Origin of the sequence: Flavobacterium succinicans (assembly GCF_001662485.1) — a bacterium.
Classification (GTDB): Bacteria; Bacteroidota; Bacteroidia; order Flavobacteriales; family Flavobacteriaceae; genus Flavobacterium; species Flavobacterium succinicans_A.
Genome location: NZ_JMTM01000018.1, coordinates 1 through 19,236, shown reverse-complemented (window position 1 = coordinate 19,236; position 19,236 = coordinate 1). Strand labels below are relative to the sequence as shown.

The following is a 19,236-nucleotide window of genomic DNA, read 5'->3' as shown; positions in this document are numbered from 1 at the left end:
CCTTAAACAATTTAAACGTTAATAACTGATAATAGCCTTCTGCCTTCTCACGACAATAAATTAAACAACCTTAAACCTTAAACAATTTAAACGTTAATAACTGATAATAGCCTTCTGCCTTCTCACGACAATAAATTAAACAACCTTAAACCTTAAACAATTTAAACGTTAATAACTGATAATAGCCTTCTGCCTTCTCACGACAATAAATTAAACAACCTTAAACCTTAAACAATCTTAAACCTTAAACCTTAAAAAAAAACTACACCACACAACAACTAATCGATGCAACGATTAAACAGTTAACTCATTCTTAAATTTTCTCTTCCTCGCTTTTTCACATTTTAAAACTAATTCGGAAGCATCTTTATTTTTGAAGAATGTGGTGGGCGACTCGTTGGTGAATTTTTTAAAGGAAGTAGTAAAAGCATTTCTGGAGTTAAAACCTGATTGATAGGCTAATCCTTCTAAGGAGAAGGTTCTCCACTCATTTTTATATCGGTTTTCGATAAAATAGTTGATGCGATACCTGTTGATATAGTCATTATAATTACAACCGTATTCTTCATTAATAAGAAGGGATAAGTGGTGGGTTGGAATATTGGTATCGTTTGCTAGTTGGCTTATGGAGTATTTTTTTATAAGATAAGGTTTTTGTACTGCTACAAAGGTTTCTAATTTTTCTTTATACATTTTTTTCCTTGCTGGGGAAAGAATAAATTTTCTAGGTTCATCTATTATTTCATTTGGACTCAAACTAGTATGCTCATTTTTTTTTAAGGGTTTGTCTATCGTATAGACTAGTAGTACAGGTTTTTTTAGTAAAGAGAAGATACAATAACACTGTATAGAGCCTAAAACAAAAATGGAATATAAATTCGTATCCATTTGAAAGGGCATAATTAGTTTTGCATTACAGAGATAGGATAAATTGTATATCAGGCATAATTTTATAAGCCAATTCCAGCTGGCTTTATTGATGTTGTTTTTATTATTTAACACTAGTTTTGTCTGAAGTATTCCAAATACTAAACCTGTGGTAGTTTTTAAAAGGTGATGGTGTTTTGGTAGTAACGTCGCGTTTTTTGATTGAGTTAATATTCTAATATTTGAATAGCCATACTGAAGGTAGTTGATTTTCTCTTGGGTAGGCATGGTATAAAAAGGAATAAATTCTATAAAATGTACTACGAAGGGAATAAAATATAGTAAATCCCATTTGTCGAAGTACTTTTGATGGAGTAAAGTTGTTCTTATAAATAAATAAAACAACGGAGCGGTAAAATATTGTATTAAAGTTAGTAGCCTATAGGTTTGAGGATAAGAAATGTAAAAGTTCTTGAAATAGCATAATCCAATAAGTGCTATGTTTAAAGAAATACTAAATATACCGAAAGCTAGGAGTCTATTGGAGAGCTTATTTCCTTTTGGATAATTGAAAAGTACAAGACAACCAATGAATCCGGAGAATACTATCCAACTACAGAAACAAAAAAATAACAAAAAAACCATGTCATGATTATCATGTATTACTATGCGCCCAAAAGTAAAATTATTAATTAAGTAATATATTGTTTTTTTTATTTTTAACAGTGCTTACTGTTAAATTGTCTGCATAATTTAGAAGATGAAACGGTTATTCCTTTATATAAATTTTACATTATTTTTTTTTTTAGTTAATTATCGATATCTAAGCTATAATTAGTGTAACTTTCTTAATTACTTTATTCTATCAGGCGTAAAAAAAGAAAAGGGGAATTAAAAAATAGCATTAAAAACGGAATACCCAAAAAAAGAAACAACTACCATTCCACGCATAGTAGTATCATTGGTATATAGTAATAGGTTTTGTTTTCATAAAGAATTTGTGAAAATTATGTTTCTAGCCTGCACTAGGTGTGGCCACTTGGAATAAATTAGTATGCCAACCATCATCTTCATTTATTACGCTAGACAGAGACACAAAAATAATGTGTGAAATCGGGTTGATTTTTTATACTAAATGATAAGGAATGTACTGTTTTTAAAAACGGGTCATTTTTATTTAAAAATCGTATTCCTCAAAGATAGTGCGTTTGAGTTACTTCTTAATTTTTTAGTCTTGTTTTGCCAAATAGGACAAGTTTAATTTTGGCTATAGTAGCTGTAAAATTACTTTTGATTGATTTTAGGTAGGTAAGTATACTAGTCATGTCCAGTATATTTTGATAAATATGTTAAAAGCGAATCACGAAAATTTTACATAAATCACCATTTATTCCATGAAACGAATCGTTTGTTTATTGGACTCTTTAATTCTGAAAAGTGACCGCGTATCTTTAATAAATAAATGAATTGTTTTTTTAAATGTGATAACTAAAATCCTATGCAAACGAATAAAATGAACTTAGATAAGTATAATGTTATGGTGATTGATGATTCTCTTATTGATGCGTCAATTTTAAAAAAAACTATTTTGGATTACTCCCTGAATATTAATTCAGTGGTATGCGAAATCTCTATTGAGAAGGGTCTCGAATCGTTTAACAAAAGCAAGCCGGATATTGTTTTTATGGATGTAGTTTTTAAAGATTCAATTATTTTTGATTCGATCCATAGGTTTTGTCTGGAAGCGATTCCATTAATATTTGTATCTTCTGAAAAAGAGTATGCATTAAATGCCTTTGAAAATAATGCAGTGGATTTTATTCTAAAACCCTTTAAGGCCGAGAACATTGTTTTATCAATAAACAAAGCAATCAGAAAAATTGAAACAACTAATCATGATAAAAATGTTCTTTCCCAAAACAGAAACTTTGATTCAAGTTATTTGGCCATATCCTCTATTGACAAAATTGATATCATTCGGAAAGAGGACATTATTTTTTGTATGTCTGAGGGGAGATATACTACTTTTTATTTGATAGGGGATAAGAAAATCGTATCAAGTAAAAATTTAGGGGAATATGAAAAAACCTTAAGTGATTCTTTTTTTTACAGAGTCCATAATGGATATATTTTAAATATTAGATATTTAATAAGCGTGGTAAAGAAAGATGGAGTGTATTGCGAATTGGTGAATAAGTTTAGAATTCCAGTGTCAAAACGCCGTCAAGAAAGTTTTAATAAGTTTATTAAGCTTAAAATCTGAATGTAATCGACTAAATATATACGAATTAGAACCGCTGGGTTGCAAAGTTGTCACCCTTTGTTGTTATATGGTAAATGGAATTATACTGAATGGAAAATAATCTCATATTAGAGTTAATTAAGGTTGATCTTAAAAAAAAAGCAAGAGGAGGAAAAGACTACGAATATGTTAGTAATGGTAATAAAAGTCTGCTAGAAGATAAGTTTTGGATTGAAATAAAAGTAGATGTTTCAACATTTGAAGAAGAATTAATTATACAACAACTGGATGAGATTGTTAATCATGAAATAAGGTTTAGGAAAATAGGGGAATTTATGACATATTCTGGACTTGTTTCGTCATCACAATATGATAAAACCAAACAGGAGGTCGTTCTTTTAATGTTAAAATGTGAGTATGAAAAACTATATAATAAGGTTCAAAATAATCGTAAAAGGAAGTCATGAAAATGAAGTAGGGGTACTATCCTAAAAAGAGGTAGGATGGTTAGTTTAATAGTGGGATTGAATTTAAAACCCACCTTTTTCTAAAAGCAATAGCGAAAAGTGTATCGGTGTATTCATTGATGAATAAAGGCATATCCTTTTTTATGACCTCCATAACAAAGAAAAAATTTTGGATGAAGTAGAATAATCGATAGTTACATGATGAATTTCGTTTTTGATCTTTTTTTGTGGTAATGAGAATATATTTTTTGCAATACATATAATTAGAAGAATATGTTGTGAGAAAAAAGAATCTTACTTGCAAAGGTGTTGGTTTATATGATAAACAGAATATTTAATGGAGGTGGTAAAGTAAAGATATTTAAAATAAAGTTATGAGTGAAAATACTGTGATGGATAAAGGGAGTAATGATCATGTTAATTATGTTGATGCGCTAAATTCGTATTCGGTGGTGTCTATCGTGAACCCTGAGGGGTATTTTATTAATGTGAATAATTCTTTTTGTAATTTTTATAAATATACTTCAGAGGAAATTATAGGAAAACATTTTGATCAGATATGTGCAAGTTCGGATGTTTTTATCGATTTTTTTCATAATTTTTATAGAAATAACGATAAGGATAGATTTTGTAAAGTAGAGTTTTTAAATACTGCAAAAGATGGGGAGCACTATTGGTTTGACAGTTTAATTGTGCCATTTAGAAATGTTAAGAAAGAGATATATCAGTATGTAATTGTACAATATGATATCACTGATAAAGTGAATATAGTTAAGGGGCTTGAACAGCAAAATCAAAATCTTTGCCATCAGAATGAACATTTGAGTAGAATAATCAACAATTTATCTCATGATTTAAGATCGCCATTATTGGGAATTCTTGGATTTATAATGCTAATAGAAGAAGGTAATATAGACATGAGTGCTCTGGAGTATTTAAAATTGATTAAAGAGAGTATCTTTAGTTTAGACAATCACATAGTTAATGTTATAAATTACTCAAAGAATATAACTTGTGGTTTAGAAATTAAAAAAATTTCCTTGCATAAAACGATAGAGTCTGTTATTGAGTCTGTGAAATATAGTAAAGGAGCTAATCAAATTAATTTTTTGATAGAAGTCTCAGAGACGGAACCTTTTTATTCAGATAAATTACGTTTAGAAAGTATTATCAATAATATAGTATCAAATGCAATAAAGTATTGTGATCCTGATAATTTGAATAAAAATATCAAAATTATGGCAAATGTAGAAAGTGACATAGTAAGTATTGTGATTGAAGATAATGGGATTGGAATACCTTATAGTGCTCAACGGAAAGTTTTTGATAAATATTTTAAGGTAGCTGAAGACAACGATGGATTTGGTTTAGGTTTGTTTATAGTAAAAGATGCTGTAGAAAGTTTAGGAGGTTCTATTGATTTAAAATCTCAAGAAGGTAAAGGCTCTACCTTTTGTATTACCCTTAAAAATTATAAAAATTTAGTTAGTAGTATAGAGTATAGTTTTTAGTTTTTTTTATAAGTGTCATTTAGCATACAATGGCATAACAATTCGATTTTAGATTTTTTAAATTAGTTAATTTTAGGTTGTCACGAAGGTTCTTTTTTGTTAATTATTATGTTTTGAAACAATTGAATCTTCGTTGCAAAGCTCGTTATCAGTATGGATAGCGAGCTTTTGTGCAATATAGTTTTACATCAGCAAAAATCGTTAATCAAAAATCAGCAATCATTTTATCATTTATTCTACGATGCTTAACGGCTATATAGAATTAATGCTTAACCCGTTGGGTGAAATTGTTTTTTACCACACTTCGATGCCTCAGTGCAGGCTTGAATCAAAGAATTTGTTGTTTTTAAGAGAAGTTAATAGACGTTTTACTATGCACATAATTCATCTATGGTGAAAAAGAGTGCTATTTCTCTTTGGTTCTAGGTTCATTTGCTATTAATCTATGGCTCTAGCCTGCACTGAGGCATCGAAGTGTGGTAAGGTTTTTTATTTTTTTTGAATTTCACCCAACGGGTAATGTTTAGTTAAAAATAAACTAATTGGATGAATAAAAGGATGTAAATATATAAAACGTTAAAAAGTTATTTCCGAAAATTTTTGAGCTTTTTGAATTAGCTCAAATTTTCAGAATAACTTTTCAACTTACACAGTTAGTGAGACACTACTTTTTATTTATAATCACCGTTTTATTAGCTGTACCGACACCAATTATTTTTAAAGATTTCCATGGATCAGGAAGCATCCCTTGGTTGAATTTTAAACCTTTGTCCGTTTGTTCAATCCCTCCAAAGCCATAAATTACAGCCTGTAGCATCGCTCCTGCTCCGGTAGCAAAATACGGATTATTACTGTTGGGAGATTCTGAAAACACTCCAAATGGCGGGCGGCTATTAGGTAAATACGATTTCATAAAATACTCGTAGGCTTTCTCTTTATCGCCTAAACGAGAATAAAGCACCGAAAACACACCATAAGTCATGGCTGGCCCATCTTTTGCATCAATTTTTGTAGCATAATAATCCAAATCGGCTTTGATTTGTTTTTGATCTGCAACAACATGCAAGGGATAGGCTAATAAATTGACATCGGCTTGTTTGGTGATTTGACCTTTGTAACCTTTATAATTTTGAGTGATGCCATGTTCCTTATGGATGATAAGTTTAGTTGCAACCTCAATCCACATTGGATTAATGGGTTCCTTCAGAAGGGTTGCGGCTTTTATAGTATTTTTGAGCGCTTCGATGGCTGCCGCATTGGTGAATGCATTATCATCAACATTTAAGGCATACTCATCGGCTCCCACAACATTCAAAATAGAATAATGGCCATCTTGATTTTTAGTAACGCGACTCACCCAAAAATCGGCAGTTTCTTTGAGTACATCCCATTCTTTTCTTAACCAATTTTTGTCTTGGGTTAAAGCATAATAATTCCAAAAAGCAATAGCTACATCAGCCGTGATATGTTGTTCAAAAATCCCCATGGAAGCGCTTGTTGGCGTTGCTTCTTCTCCTGTATCATCGGACTCCCAAGGATACATTGCGCCATCATAGCCATAAATGAATGCTTTTAATTTTGCTTTTGGCAATCTGTCGGATCGGTAATCCAAGCAAGATTTAGCCATTTCAGGTTGCAAGGCTAAAAGGGTAGGATACATCCAAAGCTCCGTATCCCAAAAGACATGTCCATTGTATCCTTGAGAAGACAATCCCATAGGTGAAATACTTTGCCTGCTGCCTTCTCTGATAAAAGAATACAAATTATACAAGGCAAATCGAACCCTCTGTTGTGCCTCTAAATCCCCCTCAATTTGAATATCGCCTGTCTCCCAAAGACTAGCCCAAGCTTTTTTGTGTTTATTCAGCAAATTATCGATGCCTTCTAAATAGGCAAAAATGGCTTGACGTTCGGCTTCATTTGCGGGATCTTGAATGTCTTTTGAATTACAAAGGCCACCTGCAATTACAAAGCGGTATTTTTTTCCTTGGAGTAATTTTTTGGTAAAACCAACTTCAGCACCTTTCTGTGAAATCGGCTCAGCTGCACCATCAAAAAGAAAGGTGGTTGAGGCTGAGATGTTCCATTTCCCTGTAGTGGTTTGAGCGGTGGTCTTAAAAAGCGGAATTTGATAATGCTTTTTCTTCATTAGTCTAAACTCACTTTTGGTAATTTTCAACTCTTCGGGAACATTCATATAATGGAAAGCGTTTATTTCAATATCTTGAAGAGGCAGTATTTCTACAACCACCATTCCGGAATAGGGCAATACTCGATGCGCTAAAATAGTATACTGAATTTGTGCCAAATCTTTAAATTGAAAAGAAGTGGTGCTCGTTCCTTCTTTCATCGCAATTTGTTGCCTCCACTGATCAATGTTGGAACCCTCAATCATTTCATTATTGATAGAAAGATGCAGATTTAGAAATTCAATACCTCTAACAATTTTACTGATTCCATTTTTAGGATTAGGTTCATAAAGGCCGTTCAGAATGATATCTTTTGTTTGAAAAGGGGTAGCATCGGTTACAATTCCAAATTTACCATTGGCCATGGCTACTCCAAAATAGTGCTCTCTTGAATGCGCTACTAAATTCCATTCATCTCCATTTAGTTGTGCAAATGCGAAACAATTCACAAATAGCAAGGCCATTATTATAATTTTTTTATTCAAATCCATAGTCTTGATTTTTAAGGTATTTATAAAATTTTGAACGGTACTACAAAGGCTTAACGGCTTATTAGGACAAAACCAATAGTAGGATTGACGAAAGCCTAACTAAAAAACCAAAATTATTTGGTGTCTTCTATTATACTTATAGCATACCCACCACCTGCGGCACTTAATTGAGAAAGTTTTGATTTATTTGTCACTGGTATTTTTCGAACGGTGTACGCTTGAGGATTTGTTTTGTAATTAGCGTCTTTTCCATCGGCATAAATGGTTGCGGTATATTTTTTTCCTTTTTCTAAAAAAGATAAGGTTAGGGTTGAAATTCTAGGCTCATATCCGTTTACATTACCAACAAACCAGTTCTGTGTTCCTTTTGCTTTACGAGCAACGGTTAAGTATTGGCCTGGCTCGGCTTCTAAATAATGACTTTCACTCCAGTCTACCGCTACATCTTTAATAAATTGGAAAGCATCTGGGAATCGATTGTAGTTTTCGGGTACATCGGCGGCCATTTGCAACGGACTGTAAAGAGTGACATACAATGCCAGTTGATTGGCAATCGTGCAATTAGCATGTGACTTATTACGGGGATTCATTTTACTGATGTCCATTTCAAAAATACCAGGCGTATAATCCATCGGGCCACCAAGTAAACGCGTAAACGGAAGAATGGTCACATGATTAGGATTTGACCCTCCGAAAGCTTCACATTCCCCTCCTCTGGCGGATTCATTCCCGATTAAATTAGGATAGGTTCTACAAATACCAGTGGGTCGAACCGCCTCATGTGCATTAACCATAATTTTATATTCGGCTGCTTTTTCTAGGGCATATTGATAGTGATTTACAATCCATTGACTGTAATGATTTTCTCCTCTAGGGAGAATACTTCCTACATAGCCACTTTTTACCGCATCATACCCGTTTTCTTTCATGAACTGATAGGCTTTGTCCATATGACGCTCATAGTTACGAACGGATCCTGAGGTTTCGTGATGCATCATCATTTTTATAGCTTTTGATTGGGCATAATCTCGAATAGCTTTTACATCAAAATCGGGATAGGGCGTTACAAAATCAAAAACATAATCTTTCGAACGACCCAGCCAATCTTCCCAGCCTTCATTCCATCCTTCAACTAGCACGGCATCAAACCCATGGGTTGCCGCAAAATCGATATATTTTTTCACGTTTTCAGTAGTTGCGCCATGTCGCCCATTTGTTTTAACTTTTGTATAATCCGTAACGCCTAATTGCACCGCTGGTAGTTCATCGGTAAATCTCCAGGTACTTTTACCAGTAATCATTTCCCACCATACGCCAACATATTTGATGGGTTTAATCCATGACGTGTCTTTTAGTTTACAAGGTTCATTCAAATTCAAGGTCATCTTAGAAGCTAAAATTTCTCTAGCATCGTCGCTCACAATAATGGTACGCCAAGGCGAGTGTGCAGGAGCTTGCATGTATCCTTTATCGCCCTTTGCATCTGGCGTTAACCAAGATTCGAAGAGCATATTTTTATCATCCAAATTCAGATGCATACACGAATAATTTAGCAATGCTGCTTCATGTAGGTTGATATACAAACCTTCCTTTGTTTTTAACATAAGTGACGTTTGAACTCCTGTAAGAGAAAAAGGAGGCTGAGCTAAATTTCTGTTTTTGGCCTTTGGAAAAAGTGTTCTAATTTCAGATAATTTAGAAGTGGTATAATCATATTCCTGCGTGTCATAATCTCCAGGTATCCAAAAAGCGGTATGATCACCGGTCATGGCAAATTGCGTTTTCTCTTCTTTTATTACAAAATAAATTAGATTTTTTTGGGCTGGAAATTCATAACGAAACGCTAAGCCATCGTTAAACAATCGAAAGGTAATGATCAATTGCCTCTCGGTTTCTTTTTGATGTAAGGTTACGGCTAACTCGTTGTAATGGTTGCGAATTGAGGACTGTTCTCCCCAAACGGGCTTCCAAGTTTCGTCAAACGAGGAGGTTTTTTTATCAATTATAGTAAAATCATTCAATAATGATTTTTTATTGTTTTTGTCTTCCTTAAGTTCGATCCCTAAGGTACTGGGCTTGATTACTGTTTTTCCTTTGTAGGTTAAATGATAAGTTGGAGTTCCATCCTGTGCTAAGGTAAACTCCATAATGAAATTTTCATTAGGAGATTTTAGCTGTTGGGCATGCAAGTTTTGAAATCCGAATAGAATACACAAAACGGCAAATAGTAGGTGTTTCATAGGGTATAAATGAAATTAGTACGCTTAAAAATGGATTGTTTAGTAGGGAACCCTTTTTTTCTTGAGTTGAAAAACTAAAGAACAAATGGTTTACTAAAGGGGAATAGGGATCATGAAAAAAAATAACCCCAATTACGGGAGCAAATGGGGTTATTCAAACAAAACATAAACTTAATAGGTGTTGTATTGGTTTTTAATTTGTGAAGGCAGCCTTGTTCAAAAAAAGAGGACTACCGGCTTAATATTTATCCCAAAAGATTTTCGTTTGCAATAAGTCACCACCTATGGCGCTTGCGGCAGTAGTATAATTGGTTTCATTTTTGGTTTGCTCAGCACTAGGGTAAAGGTAGCGAACAGGAACGGTTAGAATACCTCGATTGACAGCAGCTGTAGGCGATTTTAATTTAGGATAATCTAATCGTCTGTAGGATGTCCAAGCCTCAAATCCTCTATTGTAAAGCGCAAACCAAGATTGGATACCAATTTTTTCTTTGTAAGTGGCGCCGCTTTGAGGGTTGTTGTAGGCCACTTTAGGGCTAGTCAAATAAGCAGTGATAGCCGAGTTTGTAACGCCCCAATCTAACATAGAAGCGGTAATGCCTGCGTCATAATAGGTTTTAGCTTTAGCAGTACCTCCAGGAATTAAGTTTTTCTCTGCCGCTTCGGCCAACAAAAACTGCAATTCAGCATAATCAAATAAAGTACCTGGAAAAACAGGGTTGTTTAATGTAGCAGTTATGTGAGAATAGGTTGAAAAAACATTGGCTTCTCCATAAGTTCCACCAATAAAAGTTCTTCCTGCTGGCAAAACTGGCGCTGGAGCAGTAGCATTAACAAAGTATTTTGTCATCCTCGGGTCACCTCCAGGAACTATAGCATCCATAGCAGCTACAAAAGGTTCTGCAGGAATAAAATCATTTCTATTACTTGTTACTAAGGTGGCATATAACGGATTTTGATTTCCTGTAGTGGTCAAATAGGTCAATTTGGTAGTATCGGCATTACTAGCTAATGGTCCTGCTGCTAGAGCGGTCTGAATGGTAGTGGCAGCGAAAGCAGGATCAACATCTGAAATAGTTACTGCTAATTTGATGAGCAACGAGTTGGCGAACTTGGCCCATTTTGCAGTACTCGCAGCGTTTCCGCCATAGATAATATCTGCACTGCCAAAGTTTGGAGCAGCCGAATTTGTTTTTAAAATCATGGCATCTTCCACTAATCTCGAAATGAGATGCAAATAAATTGTTTTGGCATCATCATAAGCTGGCAAAGGGTACTTTTTAACATCCAAAGCTTGGGAATAAGGAACATTGCCAAAGGTGTCTACCAACATACTATAACAATATACTTCTAACACATCGATAAGTGCAAGCTTGTTTTGCTTTATAGCAAGGTCAGTATCAGCGGATGAAATTGGAGTCTTTTGAATCAATGTTTTAGCGTCTAACAAATCGGTCAACACGTCTCTATAAAGTACGGTAAAACGCGCATCGGGAATATCCGGAATAACATATTGACTCGTAGAGGGTATAGTGGTGGATGCCCACTGTTGGGTAAACAATCTGAAAACCTGACTAGTAGTAACTATCTGATCTACTAAGGCTTTTTGTGCACCTGTAAATAAATATTCAGGTTGCGTAGTGCTGGATTTTTTGGGATCAACATTCATGTCTGTAATATCGGAACTACAGGATAGGGTGATGCTTACTATCGCTAGTAATAATAGTATTTGTTTCATGATTAAAATTTTAAAGTTAGATTGAAACCAATGTTTCTAGTGGAAGGAAGTGAACCTCCTGAATAACCCGAAGATAAATTCCCTGCACTTACGCCACTTTCTGGATCAGCATCTGGAAGATTTTTATCTATGATCCATAAATTAGATCCAACTAAAGAAATTCTTAAATCGGTCAACTCCATTTTGGATACAAATTTTGAGGGAAATGTATAAGTAAAGTTTACTTCTCTCAATTTAATAAAGCTGGCATCATATATATAGGCCTTTTCTGGATTGGCTTTATACCCATAAATACTTCCAGCTACTTCAGGACGTGGTGTTCTAGTAGTATTGGGGGTACCATCTTTGTTTACCCCCGGCAGAATTAATCCTCCGCCATTAGCCAAGGTATTTCTAACAGGATTTCCTAATTCATTGTACCCAGCGGTAGATTCGTATAAACCTGTATGTTGTCCATAGGCTTGATCTAAGGAATAAAGATCCCCTCCATGTTGCATATCAATTAAGAAACCAAAGGATACTTGTTTATACGTAAATTTATTGCGTACTCCACCAATCCAATCAGGGGTAATGTTTCCAATTACATTATTGGTAGTAGTGGTCATGACATAAAGTCCATTTTCGGTAATTTTTTGTCCATCGGCAGCATAAACATAGTCTTTACCTACAATATCTCCATACGGATGGCCAACCTTTGCCACAATACCTATTCCTTGAAATCCACCAATAGAAAGGGTTTCAATTCCAGGAGCCAATGACACTAAAGTATTCTTGTTTTTAGACCAGTTGACAAAAATATCCCAACTAAAATCTTTTGTTTGTAGTGGAGTCATGTTCAATTGTACTTCCACTCCTTTGTTTTCAACAGAACCAGCGTTAACATATCTGGACGAAATACCCGTAGCAGTAGAATAATCAACAGGGAATATTTGATCCTTGCTTAAGCTTTTGTAAATACTTACATCAAATCCTACTCTTTTGTGCAAAAACTGCATTTCTAAACCAAGTTCTTCTGTGGTTGTTTTAACAGGACGTAAATCAGGATTACTACTTCTGTTAGGTTTAGAATAGATTTGATTGGAGCCAAAAGGGTTGTTTTTGTCATAAACATCGGTTAGTGAGTATAAATCAATGCTGCCTTGAGGGTTTTCAGCATAACTTCCTCTTACCTTTCCAAAAGATAACCAGCCTAAGTTAAGGTGTTTTGTAAATACATAACTGGCAGAAGTAGAGAAGGTGTTCAAAGCATTATTCCCTTTTGGCAAAGTAGAAAAGGCATCATTTCGAACCGTTCCCTCTACAAATAAGAAATCTTTGTACCCTAAAGAAAACGAAGTATAAGCACTATTTACGGCAGAATTATTTTCTGTTTCTGCCGGAAAAGGAGAAGGATTTACTGAATTGGATAAAGCATAGATTCCAGGAATAATAAGGCCTCCATCTGTTGATGCAAGTGTCGAATTACTGGCGGTTCTTAAGGTATTCACCCCTGCTAAAGCATTAATAGAAAGGTTTTCGCCAAGTTTTTTCTTGAACGTCAATATAAACTGATAGTTTTGCTCTGTAAATGTCCCAACATATTTTTGATATCCAGAGGAAACACCTGCTCTACTAATCCCAAATGATCCATTGATAGATCCTGTTGCTTTTCGTTCTTCACGTAATTCAGAATAACTATCTATACTCGCTTTTCCTGAAGCAGACAACCAATCGGTTATTTTATAATCCAGTTGGCCATAACCAATAAAACGGTTTCTTCTATCCGATTGATAATTATTATATCGGGTAAAGTAAGGATTATCCATGGTTTTTGGTGCGGTGTTCCCGTTAGCAGGATCTGCCATTAGCCAAGAGATATTTTTTCCTCCTGAATTTTCATAGACTTCTTTCAAGGATTGAAGATCTGCATTGGTAGCCCACCATTGACGAAACCAACCCGTTACGTTGTCTCCTGTGTAACCAGAACTGTTTCTTCCAATTGTATTTTGCGTCATATAATTGGCAAAGACACTAGCTGATAGTTTATCGGTAAATTTATGATTCAACTTTATACTGGCGTTGTTTTTCTTCAATTCACTATTGGGTAAAATTCCAGTCTCTTTATAATTAGTATAATTCAAAACAAAATTCGTTTGTTCATTAGCGTCTTCCAATGAAATGGAATTATTAAAAGTAGTAGCCGTTTGGAAAAAACTAATAGGGCCATTTTTAGCAGCTTGCCAAGCTGATTTTTGACCATATTTTGGCGAATAGGGAGTGTACGATTCCCAAGTAAAAACGGAAAGATTAGGATCAAATGCTACTCCATACGAAGCGTCATCGGTTGTAGTAACTACTTGATTCCCATTTTTATCAATCGTAAAAAAGGCGCCTGTTGGCCCTACTGGAATTCCCTTCGGATTCCCAGCAGCATCATAGCTAGGGCCGTATCCTTGACCATATTTATTTTGGTATACCGGAAAAGTGTGTTGGTCAACCGTATTAACACTAAATTCACTTGAAACGGTTACGCCAATACCTTTGCCCGCTTTTCCTTTTTTAGTACTAATCATGATTACACCATTTCCTGCTTGCCATCCATATAAAGCTGCAGCTGCTGCCCCCTTTAATACGTTGATTGATTCTATATCGTCAGGATTAATATCCATAGCTGCATTACCATAATCGTAGGTGTTTTTTGCACCTTGCGAAGCAGTACTTGAGTTTACGGTTGAATTGTTGATGGGCATACCATCAATTACAATAAGCATTTGGTTGTTGCCAGTAAGATTCTTTATACCTCGTGAAACCACATTTGTAGAACCGCCAAAATTGGTGTTTTTTCGAATATATACCCCAGCGGCTTTTCCTGAAAGATCGTTAAGAAAGTTTCCACTTGTAGCTCCTGCAGATAAATCGGTTCCTTTTAATTCTTGAGAAGCATAGCCTAATGCCTTTTTCTCTTTTTTTATGCCTAACGCGGTGACCACAATAGTATTTAACTCAGTAGTAGTTACCTGTAAGCGAACATTCATAAATGTTGTACTAACAGGTAATTCTTGAGTGATCATTCCAATATAGCTAATGACTACTTTAGCATCAGTATTTGCCACTTCTATCGAAAATTTTCCCTCAAAATCTGTATGCGTACTGTTTTTAGTTCCCTTTTCCGTTACATTAGCCCCTGGAATTGGCATTCCCGCGACATCGGTCACTTTTCCTGTTACCTTTATTTTTTGTAAAACAAGCGGGGTACTTTTGGGTTTTTCTTTAATAATAACCGTATTGTTATGCCCGATACTAATGTCAATATTGGCATTTGCAAGACTTTGTTTTAAAAGGTCGTTGGTTTTTATACTGCCTTTTTTTAATTGTACCTTAGGAAGTCCTTCGAAAATACCTTCTTCATAAAAGAATTTATAATCTGTTTGATCCATAATTAAATCAAAAACCTGATCTATAGTCACTTTTTTATTTTCTTTTATCTCAATTTTTGAATGTTGTGACAAAACATTTTCAGGATTTAGGGCAAAAAGGGTGGTGCAAAATAAGAATATGAATGTTCTCATAATAGTCATTAATAGCCACTTTCTCGTGTAAGAATGGGCATGCGTATAATTAATTTTCATAAATTTGTCATTATTGTTTAGTTAAACGTTTTAATTAAGTGATAATCTGTTAAAGGGGTAGAGTTGATACTTTGGTCGGTTAAACTCTATCCTTCTTTTTTTTTTCGTTTATTTCATTTCATAGGCAATGATTTTTTTGGTTTTATTCGTTACGATGTTTACAGGACTTGGTTACGATATCGATTGAAATTTTTTGAAAAGGTTTTACCAAAAGACTACTTAATAAGTAGCGTTTGGTCTTTAATTTCATAGTTGTCTATGGTGGTTGACTTCATAATAGAAAGGATTTCTTCTAGAGATTGTTTTTTATCTAAACTTCCTTTGAACGTTACGGTTTCAAGTTTTTTAGTGGCAAAAATCACATCAACATCATACCATCTTGAGAGTACTTTCATAATCTCCTTTAGTGGTTTTCCTTTAAAGGTAAAGACTCCATCTTTCCATGATGTTTCTCCATAAGTGTCGACCGCTTTAATGACGAAAGTATGGTTCGTTAGATCTAGATTGAGTTGTTGATTAGGGAGTAAACTTACTTTCTTGCTTTGTGTTTCCACATTTACTTTTCCATTTACAAGTGTTGTATAAATATTGGACTCATCAGCATAAGCCTTAATATTGAATTCAGTTCCCACAACATCAATTTTCTGCTTCTTATTGTAAACTTGAAAATGAGCTCCTTTATGAGCAGAACTAGGCGATACTTCAAAATAAGCTTCGCCATAAACCAATTCTACCGCTCTAGTAGCCCCTTCAACGAAGGCTACTGGAAATTTTAATTGGGATTCTGAATTCAACCAAACTTTAGTGCCGTCTGATAACTGTATGGCAAATTGTCCGCCTCTTGGGATGGATATATAGTTGTAAACTAGTTGAGTTGTTTTTTGCTTTTTCACCTCATAAATAATCTCCTCACCGTTGCTGTTTGCGTTTTGAGTATGTACTAAAGTTCCTTTTTTTAATTCAATTTCAGAACCATCAGCCAATGTTAAAGTTGCCTTGTCAGTCCCAGGCTTACTTTTTGCTGCATTCTTGTTTGCAAGGACTACAGAATGATCTCCTGAGGGTTGAAAAAATGTATCTTTGTAGTGTAAAGTTGTGATAAATAATCCCACTACTACCGCAGCTGCTACGTAGCGTAACCAAAGTTTTTTGTTAATAGCAAAAACAGATTTGTTGTTATTTTGATGATACTTAGCGGCTACAATTTTCCATGCTTTTTCCGTATCTATTGCCGAATACTGATCGATGCTGTTCGCTATATTCTTGAGGTTAACTTCTTTTACAAAAGGTTGATGTTGAATAAAATCTTGCAATTCTAATTTCTCAGAATCGGTTAAGACCTTTAATTTTCTTTTGATAAGTAGTTTGGAAATTTGAAAAATAGCTAGCATACTATGGTTGATTTATTATACAACAACTAGTAGTGAAAAAGGTACTATTGAAAAATCATTTTTTTTAGCTAAAATTGAAAAAAAATGTTTCAATACTCTGAAAATAAATTCGGTAGGTTTTTGAAAAAAATAAAAATTCAAGTGATTTTTTGCAAAGAAGATGAATTAAAATAATAAAAAATAAATAATGGATTCAAGATCTTGAAACTGATCTCGTAGTAGTTTATAGGACTGACTTTTTAATGTTTTTACAGTTTGCAATTGTATGCCCAAAACCTCTGCAATTTCACTGTTTTTTAGCCCTTTTAAACTAAGTTTAATGATTTCTTTTTTTCTATCCGGAAGATGCTCAATGGCAGTATATAGTTGACTCACGATATCTTCTTCAAGAATGTGCTTAAGGAATAAATCGTCATCTTCTAAAGCCTGTATAGTACTGCTAACATATTTGTTTTTTACCAAATTGTGTTTGATAATATTATAACATTTATGGCGTACAGCCTTGTAAAGGTATAGTTTTAAATGAAGTTCGTCTTGAAATGTAGTTTCCTTTTCCCATAGATTGATAAACACATCCTGAACTAAATCTTCGCATTCATCAATACTTAGAAAACGATTTGAATACTGAACGAGAGATCTATAATGTTCATTAAAAAGTTTCTTGATATGGTCTTCACTCGTATTTTTTTGGTCTGCAGTCAATGCTTGTTTTCAAAAATTAATTAAAATATGTGGCAAATTAAATAAATTAAATCCAATATTTACGGATTTAAAATAATGAAATCGCCAACTTGAAGACATGACTTAGAATAATCTTACATCGGAAAAAAAAGGCAAAGCAATACAATGATAAGAAGCAAGAGGGTAAAGCTATTGACAGCTTACTAAATAAGGAGGTATAGGGGAGGAGGTTATGTAAAAAAAATACTCTTTAATTCTTAGCCCAACAACTTTTGGCGAGTAAAGTAATAACCCGTTGAGTGAAATTTTTTTTTACCACATTTCAATGCCTCTGGGTAGGCTAGAATCATACAATTGGTAGTTTTTAATAGAAACAAAGTGACGTTTCGCCTAGTTGATCTTTGCGAGAAATAGTGTTATTTCTGTTTTTTTCTATGTTGATTTGCTATTAATCTATGGCTCTAGTCTGCCCTGAGGGATCGAAGTGTGGTTTTGTTTTTATTTTATTTGAATTTCACCCAACAGGTAAAGCAGTATAAAAAAATCGTCTGGGCTTATAAAAATGGAAGTAAGACAATCCTCATTAGAGCTATCATAAAAAGATTTATAATGGCTTCTATTTGCTAACAAAAGCTTAAAATAAAAGAGGAACAACGAGTTTTGCGTCAGAAATGCTTAATTTTATCGAAAGTATAAATAAAAGCGACGGTCTTTTATTTAGGTAAGAATAATTCATTTTTTATAGTTAAAGGTTACATTATGTTTCGAATCATAGTTTTTTTTATGGTACTAAGTTGTGGTTATACAAATTACGCTCAAACCAACACAAGCAAAGAAGTCAATCATCAAGCCCAAACATGGATAAGTCTTAATACCGTGGTTAAATTTAATGAGCGTTGGGGAACAATGAACGATTTTCATATCAGGCGTACTGATTTTGCCAACAAAGAAAACTTTTATTTTGTAAGAACAGGGATTACCTATAGCCCTTATCCAAAACTTACATTAGCAGCAGGCTATGCCCATTTATGGCTTGCCCCTTCTAAACCAGAATGGTCAAATTTTGCTGATGAGAACAGAATTTTTCAGCAAGCGATTTATTCCTCTAAAATAGGCAACATTAGCATGCTGCAGCGTATTCGTAATGAACAACGTTGGCAAGATAAAATGGTAAATGATAGAGCAGATGACACCCGATTTACAAATCGCATTCGATATTTGCTAAGCTTTACAATTCCAATTTTTAAGAATGAAAAATTACCATCTCTTGTAATTGCTGACGAACTTTTGATGCATTTTGGGAAAGAAGTAGTGTATAATTCAATGGATCAAAACCGCATCTTTGTAGGAATTCGCCAAAACATTAATCCGAAATGGAGCTATGATTTTGGATACATGAATGTAATACAACAAAAATACAGCGGCTATCAATACGATTCCAATCACACCCTTCGTCTTTTCTTTTATTTTAGTGGCAACGCCAAAGATATTTTGCATCAGGCTGCTTCTGGAGAAGAATAGTGTATCATCGCCTATGCGATTAAAAATTTAGGAATTAGCAACATCTTCCATATAGGCCTAACTGTAAAAAGAGATACCTTATATATACACCTTTTTTATATACCATATGTATAGTGTATTTATAAGGTATATAATAAGATATAATAAGTTATGTATAATCTATATTCTGTAGTCTATACTATATACTATATATAATGTATAGATAGTGTATGAATAGTGTATGAATAGTGTATGAATAGTGTATGAATAGAGTATGAATAGAGTATGAATAGAGTATGAATAGCGTATTT

At 34.0% G+C, this 19,236-nt stretch carries 11 protein-coding genes; 4 read left to right on the top strand and 7 right to left on the bottom strand.

Annotated features, from left to right (window positions below):
• Positions 1-294: 294 nt before the first annotated feature.
• Complete coding sequence (locus FLB_RS14345) at positions 295-693, bottom strand: helix-turn-helix domain-containing protein (protein ID WP_197488938.1); 399 nt, start codon at positions 691-693, stop codon at positions 295-297.
• Between the two features lie 1,672 nt (positions 694-2,365).
• Between FLB_RS14345 and FLB_RS05125 the strand changes: the two genes are divergently transcribed.
• The 3 genes from FLB_RS05125 to FLB_RS05115 all read left to right on the top strand — a co-directional run bounded on the left by FLB_RS05125 (position 2,366) and on the right by FLB_RS05115 (position 5,087).
• Complete coding sequence (locus tag FLB_RS05125; RefSeq protein ID WP_082923215.1) at positions 2,366-3,130, top strand: LytR/AlgR family response regulator transcription factor; 765 nt, start codon at positions 2,366-2,368, stop codon at positions 3,128-3,130.
• 89 nt (positions 3,131-3,219) lie between these two features.
• Complete coding sequence (locus tag FLB_RS05120; protein WP_064714897.1) at positions 3,220-3,576, top strand: hypothetical protein; 357 nt, start codon at positions 3,220-3,222, stop codon at positions 3,574-3,576.
• 374 nt (positions 3,577-3,950) lie between these two features.
• The gene (locus FLB_RS05115) at positions 3,951-5,087 is read left to right on the top strand and encodes a PAS domain-containing sensor histidine kinase (protein ID WP_064714896.1); all 1,137 of its coding nucleotides are present in this window, start codon (positions 3,951-3,953) and stop codon (positions 5,085-5,087) included.
• 664 nt (positions 5,088-5,751) lie between these two features.
• Here the strand turns inward: FLB_RS05115 and FLB_RS05110 are convergent.
• The 6 genes from FLB_RS05110 to FLB_RS05085 form a co-directional block, all read right to left on the bottom strand.
• The gene (locus FLB_RS05110) at positions 5,752-7,767 is read right to left on the bottom strand and encodes a glycosyl hydrolase family 95 catalytic domain-containing protein (RefSeq protein ID WP_231891046.1); all 2,016 of its coding nucleotides are present in this window, start codon (positions 7,765-7,767) and stop codon (positions 5,752-5,754) included.
• A gap of 113 nt (positions 7,768-7,880) precedes the next feature.
• On the bottom strand, positions 7,881-10,007 hold the full coding sequence (locus tag FLB_RS05105) for a glycoside hydrolase family 97 protein (RefSeq protein WP_064714895.1): 2,127 nt from the start codon (positions 10,005-10,007) through the stop codon (positions 7,881-7,883).
• 238 nt (positions 10,008-10,245) lie between these two features.
• Positions 10,246-11,745, bottom strand: a complete 1,500-nt coding sequence (locus FLB_RS05100; protein ID WP_064714894.1) for a SusD/RagB family nutrient-binding outer membrane lipoprotein — start codon at positions 11,743-11,745, stop codon at positions 10,246-10,248.
• Between the two features lie 2 nt (positions 11,746-11,747).
• The gene (locus FLB_RS05095) at positions 11,748-15,293 is read right to left on the bottom strand and encodes a SusC/RagA family TonB-linked outer membrane protein (RefSeq protein ID WP_197488937.1); all 3,546 of its coding nucleotides are present in this window, start codon (positions 15,291-15,293) and stop codon (positions 11,748-11,750) included.
• Between the two features lie 275 nt (positions 15,294-15,568).
• Positions 15,569-16,744, bottom strand: coding sequence for a FecR family protein (locus FLB_RS05090; protein ID WP_064714893.1), 1,176 nt, complete (start codon positions 16,742-16,744; stop codon positions 15,569-15,571).
• 165 nt (positions 16,745-16,909) lie between these two features.
• Complete coding sequence (locus tag FLB_RS05085) at positions 16,910-17,446, bottom strand: RNA polymerase sigma factor (RefSeq protein WP_064714892.1); 537 nt, start codon at positions 17,444-17,446, stop codon at positions 16,910-16,912.
• A gap of 738 nt (positions 17,447-18,184) precedes the next feature.
• Between FLB_RS05085 and FLB_RS05080 the strand changes: the two genes are divergently transcribed.
• Positions 18,185-18,946 carry a DUF2490 domain-containing protein gene (locus FLB_RS05080; RefSeq protein WP_064714891.1) on the top strand — a complete coding sequence of 254 codons (762 nt, stop codon included), beginning with the start codon at positions 18,185-18,187 and terminating at the stop codon, positions 18,944-18,946.
• Positions 18,947-19,236: the final 290 nt, after the last annotated feature.

What these genes read in the sequence shown, in the direction of transcription:
- FLB_RS05110 (WP_231891046.1), bottom strand. Translation starts at nt 7,767, where the DNA reads ATGGATTTGAATAAAAAAATTATAATAATGGCCTTGCTATTTGTGAAT.
- FLB_RS05100 (WP_064714894.1), bottom strand. Translation starts at nt 11,745, where the DNA reads ATGAAACAAATACTATTATTACTAGCGATAGTAAGCATCACCCTATCC.
- FLB_RS05115 (WP_064714896.1), top strand. Translation starts at nt 3,951, where the DNA reads ATGAGTGAAAATACTGTGATGGATAAAGGGAGTAATGATCATGTTAAT.
- FLB_RS05105 (WP_064714895.1), bottom strand. Translation starts at nt 10,007, where the DNA reads ATGAAACACCTACTATTTGCCGTTTTGTGTATTCTATTCGGATTTCAA.
- FLB_RS05090 (WP_064714893.1), bottom strand. Translation starts at nt 16,744, where the DNA reads ATGCTAGCTATTTTTCAAATTTCCAAACTACTTATCAAAAGAAAATTA.
- FLB_RS05125 (WP_082923215.1), top strand. Translation starts at nt 2,366, where the DNA reads ATGCAAACGAATAAAATGAACTTAGATAAGTATAATGTTATGGTGATT.
- FLB_RS05120 (WP_064714897.1), top strand. Translation starts at nt 3,220, where the DNA reads ATGGAAAATAATCTCATATTAGAGTTAATTAAGGTTGATCTTAAAAAA.
- FLB_RS05080 (WP_064714891.1), top strand. Translation starts at nt 18,185, where the DNA reads ATGTTTCGAATCATAGTTTTTTTTATGGTACTAAGTTGTGGTTATACA.
- FLB_RS14345 (WP_197488938.1), bottom strand. Translation starts at nt 693, where the DNA reads ATGTATAAAGAAAAATTAGAAACCTTTGTAGCAGTACAAAAACCTTAT.
- FLB_RS05095 (WP_197488937.1), bottom strand. Translation starts at nt 15,293, where the DNA reads ATGAGAACATTCATATTCTTATTTTGCACCACCCTTTTTGCCCTAAAT.